This window comes from Bradyrhizobium sp. JHI2711, from assembly GCF_056156565.1.
This window is the reverse complement of the sequence record NZ_JBPZPT010000001.1, coordinates 2,546,087-2,563,283: the sequence shown is the minus strand read 5'-3', so window position 1 is coordinate 2,563,283 and position 17,197 is coordinate 2,546,087. Positions and strand designations below refer to the sequence as shown.

Sequence of the window (17,197 nt, the reverse complement as noted above, 5' to 3'; positions counted from 1 at the left end):
TTTGCCTGGCCGTATGCTCAACAGCCTCAATTGCGCAACCTGCTGACACACACTCTCTCTAAAACAGATATCATGGTAGGACCCTGCGGCGGAGTTCAGGGCCCAGTAGGCGAAGCGGAGCCCATCCGCGAGGACAAAAATGAAGCGCACGCTAAATCATGGCACTTCCACGGGACATCTTGTGGCTCTTGACAATGAGCACTTCTCCTGAGGGGTTTCAAACAAGCGCTCTCGCCATGAGATGTAAGTGCGAAACTGCAGGAAAGGTATTTGGGCGCTTGGGACCACGCGTCAGGACAGGAAAGTAGGCAAGAAGGTCGAAAACGGGTAGGCGGCGCCGGATAAGCGCCAGACGAAGGGTTCAAACACTCAGCAGAGGTAGGTTCGTGAGACTGAAATAGCGACAGGCCCACTTCCATCGCAGTGCTGGACCCGTTTAACGTCGACCGAGGCCATTTCCCCGCCGAAGGAAAAGTCACAAGCAAATTAAGTCTGGGCCCTACCGCCGTTCATACGGATAGGCGGATGGGTTGGGCCTTTGGCGCGGCTTGCAAGGGCTACGTTGCAAGCTCGCCCGAGCAAAACCCTGGCATTCGTGCCAGGGTTTTTGATGTCATCGATACTTTGAGAGAGTGGATCAGAAGTCCATACCGCCCATGCCGGCGCCTGGAGGCATTGCTGGACCAGCCCCGGCCTTCTTCGGCAGCTCGGCAACCATCGCTTCCGTCGTAATCAGCAGCGCCGCCACCGAGGAGGCGTTCTGGACTGCGATGCGCACGACCTTGGTCGGGTCAATGATGCCTTTGGAGACAAGGTTGCTATACTCGCCTGTCTGCGCATCGAAGCCATAAGAGTACTGCTCGTTGTCGAGGACTTTGCCGACCACGATCGAACCGTCTTCACCGGCGTTGATCGCGATCTGGCGGGCCGGCCAGGACAGCGCCTTGCGGACGATCTCGACGCCGGTCTTCTGGTCGTCGTTCTTGGTGCGCAGGCCCTTGAGCTGCTCGGAAGCCCGGAGCAGGGCGACGCCGCCGCCCGGCAGGATGCCTTCCTCGACTGCCGCGCGGGTCGCGTGCATCGCGTCATCAACGCGATCCTTGCGCTCCTTTACCTCGACCTCGGTCGCGCCGCCGACGCGGATCACCGCGACGCCGCCCGCGAGCTTGGCGAGACGCTCCTGGAGCTTCTCACGGTCGTATTCCGAGGTGGTCTCCTCGATCTGCGCCTTGATCTGGGCCACGCGCGCCTCGATGTCGGCCTTCTTGCCGGCGCCGTTGACGATCGTGGTGTTCTCCTTGTCGATCGTCACCTTCTTGGCGCGACCGAGCATGTTGAGCGTGACGTTCTCGAGCTTGATGCCGAGATCTTCCGAGATCGCCTGGCCGCCGGTCAGGATCGCGATGTCCTGGAGCATGGCCTTGCGGCGATCGCCGAAGCCCGGAGCCTTGACGGCCGCGACCTTCAGACCACCACGGAGACGGTTCACCACAAGCGTGGCCAAGGCCTCGCCTTCGACGTCCTCGGCGACGATGACCAGCGGCTTGCCACTCTGCACCACGGCCTCGAGCAGCGGCAGCAGCTCGTTCAGCGAGGAGAGCTTCTTCTCGTATATCAGGATGTAAGGGTCCTCCATTTCAACCCGCATCTTGTCGGCGTTGGTGACGAAGTAGGGCGAGATGTAGCCGCGGTCGAACTGCATGCCCTCGACGACGTCGAGCTCGGTCTCCAGCGACTTGGCCTCTTCGACCGTGATCACGCCTTCGTTGCCGATCTTCTTCACGGCGTCGGCGAGGAACTTGCCGATCTCCTGGTCGCCGTTGGCCGAAATGGTGCCGACCTGGGCGATCTCCTCGTTCGAGGTGACCTTCTTGGAGTTCTTCTGCAGGTCCGCAACGACGGCCTCGACCGCGAGGTCGATACCGCGCTTGAGGTCCATCGGGTTCATGCCGGCGGCAACCGACTTGGCGCCCTCGCGGACAATCGCGGCGGCCAGGACGGTCGCGGTGGTGGTGCCGTCGCCGGCAGCATCCGCCGCCTTCGAAGCCACCTCGCGCACCATTTGGGCGCCCATGTTCTCGAACTTGTCGTCGAGTTCGATGTCCTTGGCGACGGCAACGCCGTCCTTGGTGATGCGAGGCGCGCCGAACGACTTGTCGAGCACTACGTTGCGGCCCTTCGGACCGAGCGTGACCTGCACGGCATTGGCGAGGATGTCGACGCCGCGCAGCATGCGGTCCCGCGCGTCTACTCCGAATTTGACTTCTTTGGCTGACATAAAGAATTCCTCAGTTCTTATTTTCTCTTCCTTCAGCGCGCCCGCCGGGCGCTCGTCAGGGGGTGGGCTGTGCGAGCGCTGGGTTAGGCGGCTTTCTTCGTGGAAAACACATCGGTGAGAACGCCCATCACGTCGCTCTCCTTCATGATCAGCAGGTCCTGGCCGTCGATTTTGACCTCGGTGCCGGACCACTTGCCGAACAGCACGCGGTCGCCGACCTCGATGTCGATCGGAATCAGCTTGCCGGTCTCATCGCGGCCGCCCGGGCCGATTGCAATGACTTCGCCCTGCGAAGGCTTTTCCTTGGCTGTGTCGGGAATGATAATGCCGCCAGCGGTCTTCTCATCGGCGTCGATGCGCTTGACCACGACGCGGTCGTGAAGCGGACGGAAATTCATACAAGTCTCCTGAGCGTCTGAACAAGTTGGAGATAGTCACATTGTGACGAGCCCAATTACAGCAAGAGTCAGGCCAAAAATGAGCTGAACGATCATGCCTGCAGTTCTGCTGAATCGCTGCCTGGTCTGCGCGTGTCTTTGTCCGGAAGCAAACGCCCTCAGGTACACAGTCCGCCAAGCTGTTGCGAAAATGACATTGCGTTTCGTCGGAACACCCGGTTGATCCCAGGGTTCCTCAACTTGGCGGCCCTTACACCGATCGAAGCGCCGGCGTATTTCGACGGCGGCGGCCTGGCTGCACATAATTGGTTCGTCTTACAGCAGCATCTAGGAGCCGGGGAAACGTGCGGCGCACAAGATTCATCGAAGGGCGGGTTCGAACAATATGAGATCCTCGCGCATAATAACGATTATGCCAACTATCTTGAGCGCGGGACCTTCAAGAATTGATCTGGACCGAGCTCGATAAGGTCATTGCACGCTGGTACGAACCCAGCAGAGGCCCGCCATGGCAGTCGCTGCACCTGTCGGTCCGAGAGGTTTCCCTTTTTATGTCGATGGCATCCAAATAGCCGTCATGGATCAAGGGGACTGAGGGGCATATGAATAATATACGTTGATATACGTTGTGCCGGCGCATCTGGCGTGTGATTGCAGCTTCGAAGCTCGAAATTCACGCGATCTCCGCGCCCAATGGGAAAAGCACCTGTGTCCTCTGTAGAAGTCCACCAGTACATCGTCTCACTTCTTCAGAAGCCGAATCCAGTCATCCTGGATATCGGCTGCAATGACGGGACCGATACGCAACAGTTTCTCAACCTCTGCCCGCAAGCTCAGCTCTACTGCTTTGAGCCGGACCCCAGAGCGATCGCGCGCTTCAAGAAAAAGCTGGGCTCGTCCCTCAATAAGGTGAAGCTGCTTGAAATCGCGATCAGTGATCGAAACGGGATGATCGACTTCCATCCAAGCAATGCAGATGGTGACGCGAAGGAATGGGACCTCTCCGGCTCAATACGCCGCCCAAAGAATCATCTCACTGAGTATGATTGGGTCCGATTCGATCGCCCTGTCTCGGTTGAAACGCGGCGGCTGGATGACTGGTGCGGCGAGGCGGAGCTGAACACGGTCGATTTCATCTGGATGGATGTCCAGGGAGCCGAAGCCGATGTTATTGCCGGCGGCATGCGGACCTTGAGCAACACGCGCTTCATCTACACGGAATATAGCGACCGTGAGCTCTACGAAGGGCAGTTGTCCCTGCAAGCCATTCTGGACTTGCTACCATCATTCGAAGTGGCGGCCCATTATCCGCGCACAGTGGAAGGTGATGTATTGCTCAAAAATACGCGCTTCTAGTGGCTGCTCGTATCGAGCGCCTCATTCATTGCTGGGAGACCTGACCAGCGCGCTCCATGCCACCCAAAGCTGCACAATTGGCGTCATGAAGGCGAGGGGATGTCAGTAGCCGAGCGGGCACTCCGGTTTCCGGCTGCCATTGCAGACCACACGCATCACGTCGGCGTCGGGCGGGTGGTGGGTCTCTGACAATCATTTATTTGGCGAGCCGGCACGACCGAGGACTTTGCAGCCAGCAGGCCGAGCCGTTTCATATGTTTGAATCAACACTGCCAGCTGGGGCTCGAAGCGTGGAATCATCTGAACGGCAGCTGATGGTCTGAACCTCTGGTAAGCTGGTGCACTGCTTCGAAGCAACTGGTTCTCGTAGTTCCTTGTCTCAATCGGAAAGCGAGCTGAAGCATGTGTTTATGCCATATGAAGGTCGCCGTGAGGCGTCCAGCATAACTGCAGCAGCCGATTGTCCAGCAAAGCGTGCGGCGCAGGAGAAGGGGGCCGCGATCATCAGCGGCCGATCTCGTGCCGGATCGGATCAAGACCGCCATCGTAATCGCGGTTACTTGCTGCTCATGTGTCGCAAGCGGAGTTGATCATCGAATCTGCGAGCACGCTCGGCCCGTGCGGCTGCGGCGCGATGACGAAGATCGGCGAGGATGTCAGGAAACGCCTTGACGTAATGCTGGCGCAATGGCCGAAGATTCTCCTAGCCGCGCCGCCCGATCACCCGCAATTCCAGATCGGCCCGATCGGCGTCCGCGTCCAGCACGGCCCGAAACCGCCGCCATTGTAGCGGCCGCCGGCGGAAGCCGGGGCGGCCGAAATAGTGCCATTCGCCATCCCAACCGTGGTACTGATGAACCGGGTCAATATACCAGTGGCGCCGGTCGGCGCGCGAGAGCCGGCGCATCGCGTCCTTATGCCCGTAGAGCGGAATGCTGTTGCTGAGCGGCTGGCGATAGCCGGGCAGGAAGCCGTAACCTTGCCAGACCGGCTTGGGCCGCTTTTGGATTGGCGCAGCGTTCGCGACGACCGACAGCAGCGACAGGATGATAGTAGCAGTTAGACACACAAGGCGCGCGACATGGATCGACAATAGTCGGTCTGTTGCGCGGAGGCTATTCAAATTTGGGTGCAGAGTCCTGCGCAATCTTGCGCAGAATTGTTCTCTCAGCTGATCACGCCCTTCCTGATCAGAAAGCACGCATATCCGGTGCTGTCACCCACCTGCACCGCGCCAGCCCTAAGCCTTAGCGCGAGAAGATCCGGACATGAGAGTTTGCTGCGACTGATGGGGCGACCGACCCAGCGCTCGATCTCGGTCTGCACCGTGCGTGCGTCCGGGCACACGGTCGAGATCGTCGACCGGCATCATCACGCGCGCGGATCGGCGAAATCTCAAGCGGGTAGAAGGTTAGGATGGCGTGGACAGTCTTCTCCATACTCATGCCCGGGAGCTGGATCAGGCGCTCCGAGCAGAGTCGTGGGTGCCCGGGCCGCGAGGGTGGTCGCCATGGCCCATGGAGGCGAGCAGCCAGAGCAGCTCGGGCACTAGGATCGGATCAATCGGCTTCAGGATGTGATGAACTATCCTCTCGATCATTCTGACGTTTGTCTCTGTCTCCCCAAGCTTCGCAATCATCAGATACCACGGGCCAGAACAGTCCAAACTGTCGTCGATCGGTGGCAAAAAAAAGCCCGGCCTCATTTCGATAGCCGGGCCGAAGTCAGTCGTCGACAGAGGGAGAACTGTCGACGGTTATTTGCGGCAAAACGTTCACCGCAAATTCTAATTACGAAAGGATTAATGACCGGAGAAATCTCGCGCCTTTTCCTTTCTATCAGACGATATTGACCGAATGCGGCTCAACGCTGGCTCGCACAAACCTTGAAGGGTGTATTGTCCGTTATCCTGAGGATCGTCGAGCCATGGTGATAAAGTGAGCGTTGCCGAACAGAGACGATCCGCAGCTGAATGGCGTCAATGTGTCGGCCGCAGAGCGCAGCAACCCAGCTTCCCCTGGGCTGGGACGAAGTACGTTATTTTTCGCATGCGAGCACTCGTTGCCCGTTCGCGCGATCCCGCACGCGAGGGCCCTCTGCTGCACACACAACGACCGCATTGGCATCATCGTCTCACCGATGGCAGGAAGCCGCCGTCCGCTCCGATTTTCGGGGCATCCTCGTCATCTATTTCTCATGGTACACCGTGACGTCGCGTGCGATTCAAGGCCTTTTAGCCTGACGATGCAGATGTTCTGGAGCGTGCTGGCGCGTGTCCGGAATGTGCGGGCCGGTTGATCTCCGGGCCGATAGCCGCGGTCGTATGAGGAAATGGGGCAAGTGCGGCGGGGAGGGGATGCTCTATGGAGATGCGGTGGTGTTTTTGAGAAGCGCCTGACCGCAAGGGTCTCTCTCTTTCTTGTCCTTTAAACAAGGCCGGCAGGCCGCCAAGTCCTTGCAACCGCAGGCCGCATCATATCGCAGGCTCTGCAATTCGTAGCTGCAGAGCGTGTGGGGACGTGGGTGAACCACTTCATGGAAAGCCCGGCTGTGCTGCACTTCCGAGCAGGAGTCGGCCGGCGCTCTGGAGCGTTCCCTCGTTTAGAGCTGCGTGTTGGGCAACCACGAAGCTGTCGCACATGGCGCGCGCCAGATTGCTGGTGGTATAGAGCGACGTACTTCCAGCGAGACCGCTCGCAATCCTACAGACCTCAGCGCTCTGCCGCGCGGCGTTCGTTGCGGCGAGTCGCATCAGCGTCGCCGTGCTCCGGTTTACCGCACCCTTGAGCGCTTCCTTCCACAGCTCCTCGGTGGCCTCATAGAAGAAGGAACGGGCGGAACGCAGCATGGCTTCGGCTCTGGCCATCTCCAGTTGGACATAGCCGCGCTCCGCCATCACGGGCGCTCCAGTGATCGAGGCGCGGCTTCCGGCCATGGCGACCACCTCGTCTAGCGCCGAGCGCGCAATACCGATGCCGACAATTGCATGCACCTGCGCAGCGAAAGCCACGGACGGATAACGATAGACCGGCCCGTCGAGTGTCGGCGGACCGCCGCGGATCAAGGTCCATTCCTCCGGCACAATGACATCGTTGACAACGACGTCGTGGCTGCCGGTGCCTTGCAGGCCGATGACGTCCCAATTGGGGCGGATTGTCACCTTCTCGGCCGGCATTACGGCTACGCGCACAAGGTCACCGGTCGAATCGTCTTCCACAGTGATGCCAACGCCTATCAGGTCCGCGCCCGGTGAGCCGCTGGCGAATGGCCATACGCCGTTCACGACAAATCCGTCGGTGCTTCGCCTGGCGGGCTGGAGTGGGAAAACCGCACCTGCCAACACCACATCAGGTCCATTCGCGTATACCTTGCGAAGCGTGTCGTCCGGAAGAGCAGCGAGGTAGCGAGCCCCATCGCCGAAGCTGGCGACCCAACCGGCGGAGCCGTCGGCTTCAGAAATGCGCTCGATCAGGCGACAAAAATCGGCCGGCGTTCGCTCCTCACCGCCGAATCGCCTGGCCGCCATAGCCCGATAGACGCCAACGCGCTTGAAGCCCTCGATGATCTCGTCGGGAATCTTCTGCGCTCGGGCGAACTCGTCTCGACGCGCGCGGATATCGACCAGTAGCGGCGACAGATTATCCCAGGTCGCAGCCATAGCGTCGGCTTCTGCAGTGATCTTCTCTGGTGGAGCGTTCATAAACTTTCCTCGGGTGTTGAGCCGGTCGACGGCGCGTGTCATTGATATGGACTGCCCGCGCATGGCGAAGCCGGCCGGATTGATACCCAGCCGGAGGGATCGTCGAAACTGTCGCAGTTGATAATCGGCTGTGATGCGATTGCAGGCGGTTGCCAGTCCAAACCGCACCCCGAGCGGATTGGCTCAAAGAAAAGGTGTTGAGGGCCAGGAAGGCTGATCGAGATGTGGCCTCGATGTTGCCATTGAGGCTGAACTGGCAAGGCAACCGATATGAGGCGGCGAGATCGATCCGCCTCTGCTGCACTATGTTTCGGACGGCTGATGGCAGCGCTCGTTTTGTCATGTCTTATCCAACGGACAGGTTGTCACAATTGGGGCTCGGCCGGCGCGAACCACGTTGTGAATACCTGACTTGGCGACCGGTACCCCAAGCCTGCGGCTCGTTTCCATATCCCCAGCAATCGACGTGCCACCAATCATGTCTGCCGGTCGTGGCTGAATCGAGCGAGATCACGTGACCCGTGCCGCGCCAGGAGGATGCTCGCGCCTCCCGTGTCTGATACCAGGCACAAGAAGTCATCAACCGAACAAGGCGGGAGGAGAACGACTGAAGTGGACCTCGGCCGCGGACCAGTCGGGCTCGGCTTGCCTGCTGGAGTTTCAGCCCCGCTGCGATCTCCTGAGACTACCAACAGCGCAATTTACCGTGGTCGCGGAGCCTGAGCGGCAGCAACGCCTGATCAGTCTGGTCGACGATGCGTTGGTTGAAGAGACTATGGACGACGTGCGATGACCGCGCGAGTCGCGATCATCAAGCTGATGTCCGCATTGGAAAAACGCACTTCAAAGGTGCACGCCGGCCGCGAAGATGCTCCTTTCCGATGCGCCACTTCGGAACTTCCAATGACAAGACCCGCCTGCGCAGAGCCACGAGTGCCTTTTAGATGGCACGTCAACGCGTCTGTCGATAGTTGACCGTCAGGCTTCACGAACTCCGGCGCGGGCATAAAAGATTGTTCTCCGCTCGAGCCGATGGTCGCCATCGTCGTGCGCGCGACAAGTTTCTGTTTATGCTGATCCAAGCTAGGCCCAAGACAGATGCAACAAGGCTGCTTTCCGACACTTGTGGTCTCCCAAATGGCTGATGCAGAGAGACGTCCGATGCCTACGCGAGTAGCTATTTTCTTTACGTCGGTCGGCTGGTTAGTCATGTCGGTCGTAATCCTGCTCTATTTGATCTTCGGCCCTGGCTGAGCCTGGTGATCATAAGCAGGACCATAGATGGCTTGCCGGATCGGGAGTGAGAGTCTGCCGGAATTGTCGCTTGTTCCGGGGGCCGAGAGCTCAGACCCTGCATGCCTCGCACCGCGATCTGCCGCTTGACCCCCCTCGGCCCGCCTCGCGCATTAAGGTGCAGGCTTGAATACTGTTGGCCGCGATATGAGTGTTTCTTGGTGCTGGCCTCGCGTTGCCAACATGAGCGCGTAGAACACAAGGAGGATTAAGAGGCCGCGCATAACATAAAGCTTCCCGAAGCTATAACAATTGTGGAGCTGATTGTACTCGGTGCAGTTGATGCAGCCGATGCACGAGCGAATTGCGCGGAACTCGATGAAGCCCTGTATCAGGCGGCAAACGACCAGCTGGCCGCGCGAAGGTGCCAGCGTCAGCTCAGCAATTCGACCCTGCCGGTGTCGAGCCGATATAGCCCCCCGACGACCTTCAGTCTGTTCTGCTCAACTGCCGCGTTGAGAATCGGCCCCGTCGATTTAAGTTTGTTGACATTATCGACTACATTTCGTCGGGTTGCTTCTGCGAACGTGTCACCTGTTTGCTGGCGAGATGCTGTTACTGCAGGCGCAAGCGCAGCGATGAGGGATGAAATGTGCCCCGGCGGCGGCTTATCGTCGTGGAGCGACTTGATCGTGGCGTCTATCGCACCGCAATGATCGTGGCCAAGTACCAGGATCAGCGGCGTATTCAGCACGGCGACCGCATATTCCATACTGGCGACCGTGTCATCGTTGGCGAAGTTGCCGGCGAGGCGGCAGACAAACAGATCACCGAGTCCGCTGCCGAAGACAAGTTCAGGCGCCACGCGAGAATCGGCGCAGCTCAGAACCGCGGCATATGGATTTTGCCCATCCACCAAAACAGAGCGCTCGCGCTTGAAATCGTCGCCTCGTGATACGCCATGGACATAACGATCGTTACCTTCCATCAGCCGCTTCAGGGCAGCATCCGGCGAGAGCAGGTTATTCGGCTTGGGCGGCGTTTTTGCTTCCTTCGCATCGACAATGTTGTTGTCAAGCCGCAGGCAAGCCGCCGAAACAGCGAACAGCAACAGCGAGCGGCGCGAAGGCGCGATCTTGGTCAGATAGGACATATTCGGATAATGGCCTGCATGCATGCATCTCACCTCATCGCGCGGCTTTGCGCCACCCGGTCGCTTCGGCTTCCGATTCGCTGCAGAGCCAGCGTTCACCGGGCTTCTTCGTCATGTCGATTTGTTCGTAACCGAATTGCCCGGGCAAGTGATAAAGTCGCTCGCCGTTGTGGCCCACGGTGCCTTTTATCAGACACTCTGACGAGGGCGGGTCCGATAGCAAAGCGGATCCGAGCAGGAGCTCCTGAGCGTCGATCGGAACCGAGCTCGCGCCGATGATGATCGTCCCCTTGTTGCGGCGACGCCAGTCCCAGGGCGCGATGAACGCCCCCGACCACAGCCCCGCATAGGCTTTGCTCGCCACAACCTCATAGATAACGTACGTATTGGCAGAAGGCGACGATAGTGCCCAGCCGGAGCGTACCATCCAGGCGTTCACGTCCTCGCCTTCGATGAAGCAACGGCCACGCGACCTGCCGTATTCATCAACTCCTGTGGTATGACAATCCCACGTTCGTCCGTTCGAATGCTTGATAAGCTCGTCGCGAGCAGCCACGCCGCAAGCCCATTTCCGGCCGTGGGCGTCGAGGCAAATCTGGTCAGTCTCAGGAGCGTCGATGCCTGAGAGCCGAAGCGTGGTTTTCTCGAGCTCGATCGTATTGCCGTCGAGGATGCGCGGAGGGCCGCTGAGCTTCGCCGCGCAGACCGGAGATGTGATGACAGCCAACAATGCGACCATCATTACGCGGTGTTTCATTCCGACAATAGCCTTTCGTCTTGATTCATGTTCACGTGCGATCCGGCGCCGCGTTCGACGCTTAAACGCACTATGTCCGTTATCGGGCCGCATCTTTCGACGTTTGCTTTATGAAAGCTTGGCCCTCATTTCCAAGCTACGACCTGACGCTGCGTGAGGTTCAAGCGATTTCTTCCGGTGTGCGTATCGCGGTATCCTTCGAGCCTCACCGGTCTCACTCAGTGGGCGCGCACAGCACCCTCTCTCGGCCTGAGGAGGAGATCCCCATCGCTCAGCCGCCAACTCGGCATGCGGGAGAAAGCCGAGCCTCGGAACGCTGTTTCTCACGCGATTGAAGAAGAAAAGCGCCTGTGAATTGTGACAGTCGAGTGGAAGTCAGGCGTGGAGGACAGCAACCTGGCTATGCTTTGTGCCAACCCCCATCGGCACACAGAAGGCTGCCGACGGTTTCGGCGAGAGCGATGACATTTTAAGTTCTTGCCACGGAAAGACCGACGTTCGAAAGAAATCTGGTCTCGCGTCCTATCAGAGATTTGGACGAAAGGCGCCACGGAGTCCAGCTCAACGCTCGCAGCGCAAGTGAATCGGTATCGTTTGCGCAAACCGCGGAAAACCAGGAGCTCTCTTGAGAGCCAGCCGGGATGGTCGGGTGGTGCCGCGGCCCCGTTCGGAGAAGGCCAGGATTTTTCATGACCCGGTCGGCGCGACTGGCGGCCGCTCTTTCGTTGTGCGCTTCCCCGTACTCACGTGTTGAGAGTTACCCAGCACGGCATGAGGGCATGCGTTTGCGCCGGGAAAATTTAAGGACAACCATGTGGAGCCGTGGCTACTTCGTATACGCACCGGCGAGGGGTAAGCCGCCCGCGTGTTCGGACGATCGCGAGTGCCGTCCTGATGCCATTCGGTGCGAGGCGTCAATCCACAAGGCCCATCGCGGCATCCGAGCAGGTAGCTCTGGTGTGGTATGGCCGACTCAAGCTACACATCATTCTGAGCCACCTCACTACCCAATGGAAATGAAATGGTTTCAGCCCCCCGGGAATTGCCCGTCTCTTCTTACGCGCTTGAAGTGGATGGCCGACTCAGAGCTGAATTCGCAACCAAAGACGGCGCCAGGGCAGGTGGAGCAGAACTAAAGAAGCGCTTTCCCATGCTTCAAATCCGGATCTACGATGCGCAGACGAATGCGTGCGAGGAAATCTAGCGGGCGACTCAGTCCGGTCTTCGATGCCTCGCGCACGGCTCCGGCTCCTCGTTGGGGGCACTCGAAGGACCGGTGGTCAAGCCGGGGCCGCTAACACTGCCCCATTACCCTATTAACCGGTTTCGTCGCAGCAGTCGATCCCGCGTGCCACCTCGGCCTCGGAATGGTCACGCTCTTGCGGGTGCCAGTCAGTCGCGCGATGCGCGGTTCGCACGCCGGATCGGGCTTGGGCCCGAGGCATCTGCAGGCCCAGTCCCGTGAAGAATGGCATGGAGAGCTGGTTCTCTCGCAAATGGTGTCCTTCCACTGCGTGGGGTGCGCCGAGGTCAAGCCGCCTCTCGCAAGGCGGCACGCGCCGCTGAGCTCGACTCCTCGCAGAAAGAATCGGAGGTAATCGTGCTGCCCCATTTTCTCGATGGCCGGCTGAAGGCCGCGGGAAAGCTCGCGACTGTTCAAGGTGTAAACACCGGAGAGTTTAGAGCTGATAGTCTTGCCGTTGCTCTGAGGCGTTCGGCCCTGCAGGAGCTACGGCGCGATCTTGCTCTGCGCGATCATTTACCGAGGCCTTTAGCTCCCTTCTAATCCTCCCGTTCCTTTGGCTCCATGCGAGCGAACCAGGAGCCAGGAGGAAAAGCCGCGATACGCTTGGCAAAGGAGGATTGCGGCTCCCAATCTTGTCCTTCGCTCTTCTCGAAAGTGATGACCCCGTTGTATGTAAAATAGCGGGGCCCTGGGATATTACAGTTCACCACAAGCAAAACGCGCCACAGATCACCTTTCTCGGTCGGCTTGTCATTCTGCTTCGGCAAGTAGTCCACTCCAACAGGATCAACGATAGTGCAGCTGCCCTGCCGCAGAAGATCACCGAGCCGACCTTGCATGGTCGTCACAAAGTTGAAGTTGGCCGGGTCATGCAGAAAGCCAAGATTTGCGTCCCTTTCGCCATCCTTGACTTCACTGGCGATCAACGAGAGCGCGAAGGCGCGCCAGCCCAATTCCATTGGCTTCGCATAGGTCGACGCAAGTTCAATCGTCCCGTCGAGCGCGACCTTCCAGGTGATAACGTACTCTTCGTCTGATTTATCATCCCGGTGCCTGGTCCAAGAAACAAAAACATATTCATTTTGGTCAAGTTCAGCGACGCCCCACATCCGAGGGACGAACTGTGCCACCTTCGAGACGTTGGAGATAACTTGTTCTATTGTCTCACCGTCTTGCGCTCGCCACGTTGACTTGACTCTTTCGACAAGGGGGCTGTCGTTAGCGCGAACAGTGTTGCTCGTCGCAGCCAGCCCGGCCAGGCAGATCAGGGATCGACCGAGCCAAAGCCATAGCGCGCGTCTTCCTGACGTTTTCTTCATAACCGTCGGCCTATCCGGTCTCATCCACACGTCATTCCAGAGCAGGCAACCTTCAACCTGTTATGCGCGAGCGCAAGAAGTTAGCGGCGACGCGACGGGGCGACCACTGGTTTTCCCGTGCGAGCAGGCGCTCCCCTCTATGTCACGCGCCGCTAACTTCACTGCCACCGACAGCCTCAATTTGCTGTGCTGGACATGCCCAGCAGGAGGACTGGGCAGGCAGAGGACGTGCATTCTTCGTGCCAGATAATAGACGGCAATTCGCACCGGTTTTGTGTCCTCTTTGTCGACTTTCCGACTGGCGCATGTCTCGATGTTTCCGTTCAACCTCTCCAGCACGGCTTATGCATCCCCGTCACGCACCGGATGTTCGACGGCACAGCGGAACGCCTCGGTGCCAAGTTCCTGATGAGAAGTGGCAGCACGTTTGCCGTCATTGAACCGTGTGGTTCGGTTATCGTTGCCGGAATGTGGGCTTTTGATCGCTGCCATGCCTTCGGGCACTTTCGGCCAAGGGGCCATGGCGCGTTTGGCGCTCCTTTCGCGACGTCCGGCGCTCCGGAAGTCGAGAACAGCCTCAGTCAGGCGCGCTTTGTACTCGATGGCGAACGACGGCAAGCCGATCTTCGCCGAGCATTTGGGGTGTGGCTGGCACCGCAAATCAAACGTGCTGCCCGGGTAAGTTGTAAGTTGCTGGCTTAGCCAGGTGTCTTGGCCTATTCAACACTGATCCTGTTGGTCGAGAAGGTGGCTGGATGGCGCGCGTGCTCGAAAAACCGCTGGGAAGCTGGGACTGGCGACAAATGCGTTCTGCTCGAGGCAGCGGCCCCGACCGCGCAAGCCGCATTTGTCCTTTCCACCGATCTGGCGTGCAACCCGCGGGCAACTGCGATGCTCATTGCGGTATCGCTGATTGGAGAGCACTGCTACATCATCTCAATGCTAGAGATGCACGGTCATTCGCGTAGCAGATGTCGCAGCATCAGCTTGAGACATGATCTGAGAGGTTGACGGAAGACTGCTCTTGCCGATAATCCAAGTCGTCGAGGTTCTCCGGTTTCCATTTGATCCGGAGCTAAGAGGGAAGCCGGTGAAAATGCCGGCGCTGCCCCCGCAACTGTGAGCGGCGAGCCGCTGTCCAACGACGTCACTGAAGCCTGCGCGGCTTCGGGAAGGCCGGACAGCAGCGATGACCTGCGAGCCAGGAGACCTGCCCCGACACTATATTCGTCCACGGGCGGGGTGTCCCGGTGGTGCGCCAAGCAGCCGTCGCACCGCGACTTCCCCTGCCTGCGTCCGCCATGGCCTTTGCCCCCAACATGGGTTAACGCTATGTCTCTTCTCTCCCTCCCTGTTGCCACGCTCGGAACGCCACGCATCGGTCCAAGGCGCGAGCTCAAAGTCGCTCTAGAAAGCTACTGGGCCGGAAAAAGCAGCGAACAGCAGCTGCTCGAGGACGCAGCTGGCCTGCGTGCCGCGAATTGGGCCCGTCAGAAATCTATCGGCGTCACGGTCATTCCATCGAACGATTTCTCGCTGTATGACCAGGTGCTCGACACAAGTGTCATGGTTGGCGCCATCCCGGAGATCTACGCCTCGAAAGCCGAATCCGTTTCGCTCAAGACATACTTCGCCATGGCCCGCGGTTCACAATGCGACGACCAGGAAGCGAGTTGCGGTCACGGACCGCGCGGATTTGGCGCACCCGCGCAGGAGATGACCAAGTGGTTCGACACCAACTATCACTATATGGTCCCCGAGTTTCACAGGGGACAGACTTTCAGGCTATGCTCTCGCAAGCCGATCGAGGAGTATGAGGAAGCCAAGGCCCTTGGCTTTCAGACCCGCCCCGTCCTGATCGGGCCGGTCACATTCCTAAAGCTCGGCAAGAGTCCCGATCCCACGTTCCAGCCACTCTCACTGCTGGATGAACTGATACCGCCCTATATCGAGGTTATGCAGGAATTGGCCAAACGTGGGGCAAATTGGGTTCAGTTCGACGAGCCCAGCCTAGTTCTTGATCTGGATGAGGGGACGCGAAAATCTTTGCGACATGCCTATGACCGGCTCGCCAAGGAGGGGCCGGCGATCAAGCTCATGGTTGCCAGCTATTTCGGCGACCTCGGCGACAATCTGGACACCGCCTTGAGCCTGCCAGTTGCCGGGCTGCACCTCGATCTGGTTCGAGCGCCACAGTTGTTGCACCAGATCATCGCTGGCGGCCGAAGTGATCTCGTCATGTCGCTCGGTGTCGTCGACGGTCGGAATGTATGGCGGTCGAATTTGTCGTCGCTGCGCCAGCGGCTCGAACCCGCGATTGCGAAGCTCGGCAAGGATCGTGTACAGATCGCCCCATCCTGCTCGCTGCTTCATGTGCCGGTCGATGTTGAACTCGAGACCGGCCTCGCTTCCGACGTCAAGAGCTGGCTTGCTTTCTCGGTCCAGAAGATGCGGGAGCTTGCGATCCTAGCGCGTGCACTCGCAGGCGACCAGAATGTTGCGTTAGCTCTTGCCGAGTCGGAAGGTGCCGCGACTGTCCGCCGGACTTCGCCGAAAATCCGTGATGCCAATGTCGCTGTCCGGATGAGAGCGATCGACCAGACCATGTGTCGGCGCGCGAGCCCATTTGCCCGTCGGGCCGAGATCCAAAGCAATCGATTCGGACTACCGGCTTTTCCTACCACGACGATCGGATCATTTCCGCAGACCACAGAGATCCGGAATGCCCGTGCGGCGCATGCGCGAGGTGCGATAAGCGACGAGCAATACGACAAGTTCCTCAAGGAGGAGACTGCGCGCGCCGTACGTTGGCAGGAGGACATCGGTCTTGACGTCCTCGTGCACGGCGAGTTTGAGCGCAATGACATGGTGCAGTACTTCGGCGAGCAACTCGCCGGCTTCGTATTTACCAAGAGCGGATGGGTGCAGTCCTACGGCTCGCGCTGCGTCAGGCCACCGATCCTGTTTGGCGATGTAGCACGGCCGAAGCCTATCACCGTGGACTGGTGGCGCTACGCGCAATCACTAACAAGGAAGCCGATGAAAGCGATGTTGACCGGACCGGTGACGATCTTGAACTGGTCCTTTGTTCGGGATGATATTCCCAGAAGCGAGGTCTGCCGCCAGATTGCGCTCGCGATCCGAGACGAAGTCCGCGATCTCGAGAATGCTGGTGCGACCATGATCCAGATCGACGAAGCTGCAGTCCGCGAAGGATTGCCGTTGCGTCGATCGGAGTGGGCGGCTTATCTCGACTGGGCCGTCGATTGCTTCCGCATCTGTTCATCGGGCGTCGCCGATCAAACGCAAATTCATACGCATATGTGCTACTCGGAGTTCAACGACATCATTGGTGCGATCGCTGCAATGGACGCGGATGTCATCTCGATCGAGACATCGCGCTCGAAAATGGAACTACTCGACGCGTTCAGGAACTACGAATATCCAAATCAGATCGGGCCGGGCGTGTACGACATCCACTCTCCACGCGTTCCCGAGACGAGCGAAATGAAGGAGCTGATGGTGTTGGCTCGGACGCGGCTGCAGGATTCGCAGCTCTGGATCAATCCAGACTGCGGCCTGAAGACGCGCAAATGGGAGGAGGTTCGGCCAGCGCTAGCGAACATGGTCACTGCCGCCCGCGAACTGCGCGCTGCATTCGATCCGCGAGGCCGTTGATCCGGGCTTCGGTCTCTTTTCGACAAAGCTGATCCGCTTGTGGTCATTTGCGCGGGAGCCTTAGGAACATAAAAAATGC

10 protein-coding genes, 1 pseudogene and 1 riboswitch are annotated in these 17,197 nt (G+C 59.1%); of the genes and pseudogenes, 3 read left to right on the top strand and 8 right to left on the bottom strand.

The annotated features are described in order from the left end of the window. Positions 1 to 637: 637 nt before the first annotated feature. Positions 638 to 2,278 carry a chaperonin GroEL gene (gene groL / locus ACTEK7_RS11965; protein ID WP_225130950.1) on the bottom strand — a complete coding sequence of 547 codons (1,641 nt, stop codon included), beginning with the start codon at positions 2,276 to 2,278 and terminating at the stop codon, positions 638 to 640. 83 nt (positions 2,279 to 2,361) lie between these two features. Beyond that, entirely contained in the window at positions 2,362 to 2,676 is a 315-nt protein-coding gene (locus ACTEK7_RS11960) for a co-chaperone GroES (RefSeq protein ID WP_128932171.1), read from the bottom strand. A 240-nt stretch (positions 2,677 to 2,916) separates the two neighbouring features. Between ACTEK7_RS11960 and ACTEK7_RS11955 the strand changes: the two genes are divergently transcribed. Together ACTEK7_RS11955 and ACTEK7_RS11950 are read left to right on the top strand one after the other, a co-directional pair. After that, positions 2,917 to 3,126, top strand: a complete 210-nt coding sequence (locus ACTEK7_RS11955; RefSeq protein ID WP_225130948.1) for a hypothetical protein — start codon at positions 2,917 to 2,919, stop codon at positions 3,124 to 3,126. 258 nt (positions 3,127 to 3,384) lie between these two features. Beyond that, on the top strand, positions 3,385 to 4,032 hold the full coding sequence (locus ACTEK7_RS11950; protein WP_345944121.1) for an FkbM family methyltransferase: 648 nt from the start codon (positions 3,385 to 3,387) through the stop codon (positions 4,030 to 4,032). 720 nt (positions 4,033 to 4,752) lie between these two features. Here ACTEK7_RS11950 and ACTEK7_RS11945 read toward each other — a convergent pair. From ACTEK7_RS11945 to ACTEK7_RS11920, 6 genes and pseudogenes are all read right to left on the bottom strand, one after another. Continuing rightward, positions 4,753 to 5,119, bottom strand: a pseudogene (locus ACTEK7_RS11945) (hypothetical protein). 1,446 nt (positions 5,120 to 6,565) lie between these two features. Beyond that, on the bottom strand, positions 6,566 to 7,774 hold the full coding sequence (locus ACTEK7_RS11940; RefSeq protein ID WP_225130945.1) for an acyl-CoA dehydrogenase family protein: 1,209 nt from the start codon (positions 7,772 to 7,774) through the stop codon (positions 6,566 to 6,568). Between the two features lie 1,624 nt (positions 7,775 to 9,398). Next, positions 9,399 to 10,142, bottom strand: coding sequence for a carbonic anhydrase (locus ACTEK7_RS11935; RefSeq protein WP_225130943.1), 744 nt, complete (start codon positions 10,140 to 10,142; stop codon positions 9,399 to 9,401). A gap of 10 nt (positions 10,143 to 10,152) precedes the next feature. Continuing rightward, positions 10,153 to 10,875, bottom strand: coding sequence for a thermonuclease family protein (locus ACTEK7_RS11930; protein ID WP_225130931.1), 723 nt, complete (start codon positions 10,873 to 10,875; stop codon positions 10,153 to 10,155). 1,782 nt (positions 10,876 to 12,657) lie between these two features. Then, entirely contained in the window at positions 12,658 to 13,440 is a 783-nt protein-coding gene (locus tag ACTEK7_RS11925) for a nodulate formation efficiency C protein (protein WP_225130922.1), read from the bottom strand. Positions 13,441 to 13,782: 342 nt separating this feature from the next. Continuing rightward, on the bottom strand, positions 13,783 to 14,058 hold the full coding sequence (locus ACTEK7_RS11920) for a hypothetical protein (RefSeq protein ID WP_225130920.1): 276 nt from the start codon (positions 14,056 to 14,058) through the stop codon (positions 13,783 to 13,785). Positions 14,059 to 14,469: 411 nt separating this feature from the next. After that, positions 14,470 to 14,672: riboswitch (cobalamin riboswitch) on the top strand. Positions 14,673 to 14,772: 100 nt separating this feature from the next. Here ACTEK7_RS11920 and metE point away from each other — a divergent pair. Then, the gene (metE, locus tag ACTEK7_RS11915) at positions 14,773 to 17,118 is read left to right on the top strand and encodes a 5-methyltetrahydropteroyltriglutamate--homocysteine S-methyltransferase (protein WP_225130918.1); all 2,346 of its coding nucleotides are present in this window, start codon (positions 14,773 to 14,775) and stop codon (positions 17,116 to 17,118) included. Positions 17,119 to 17,197 lie beyond the last annotated feature (79 nt).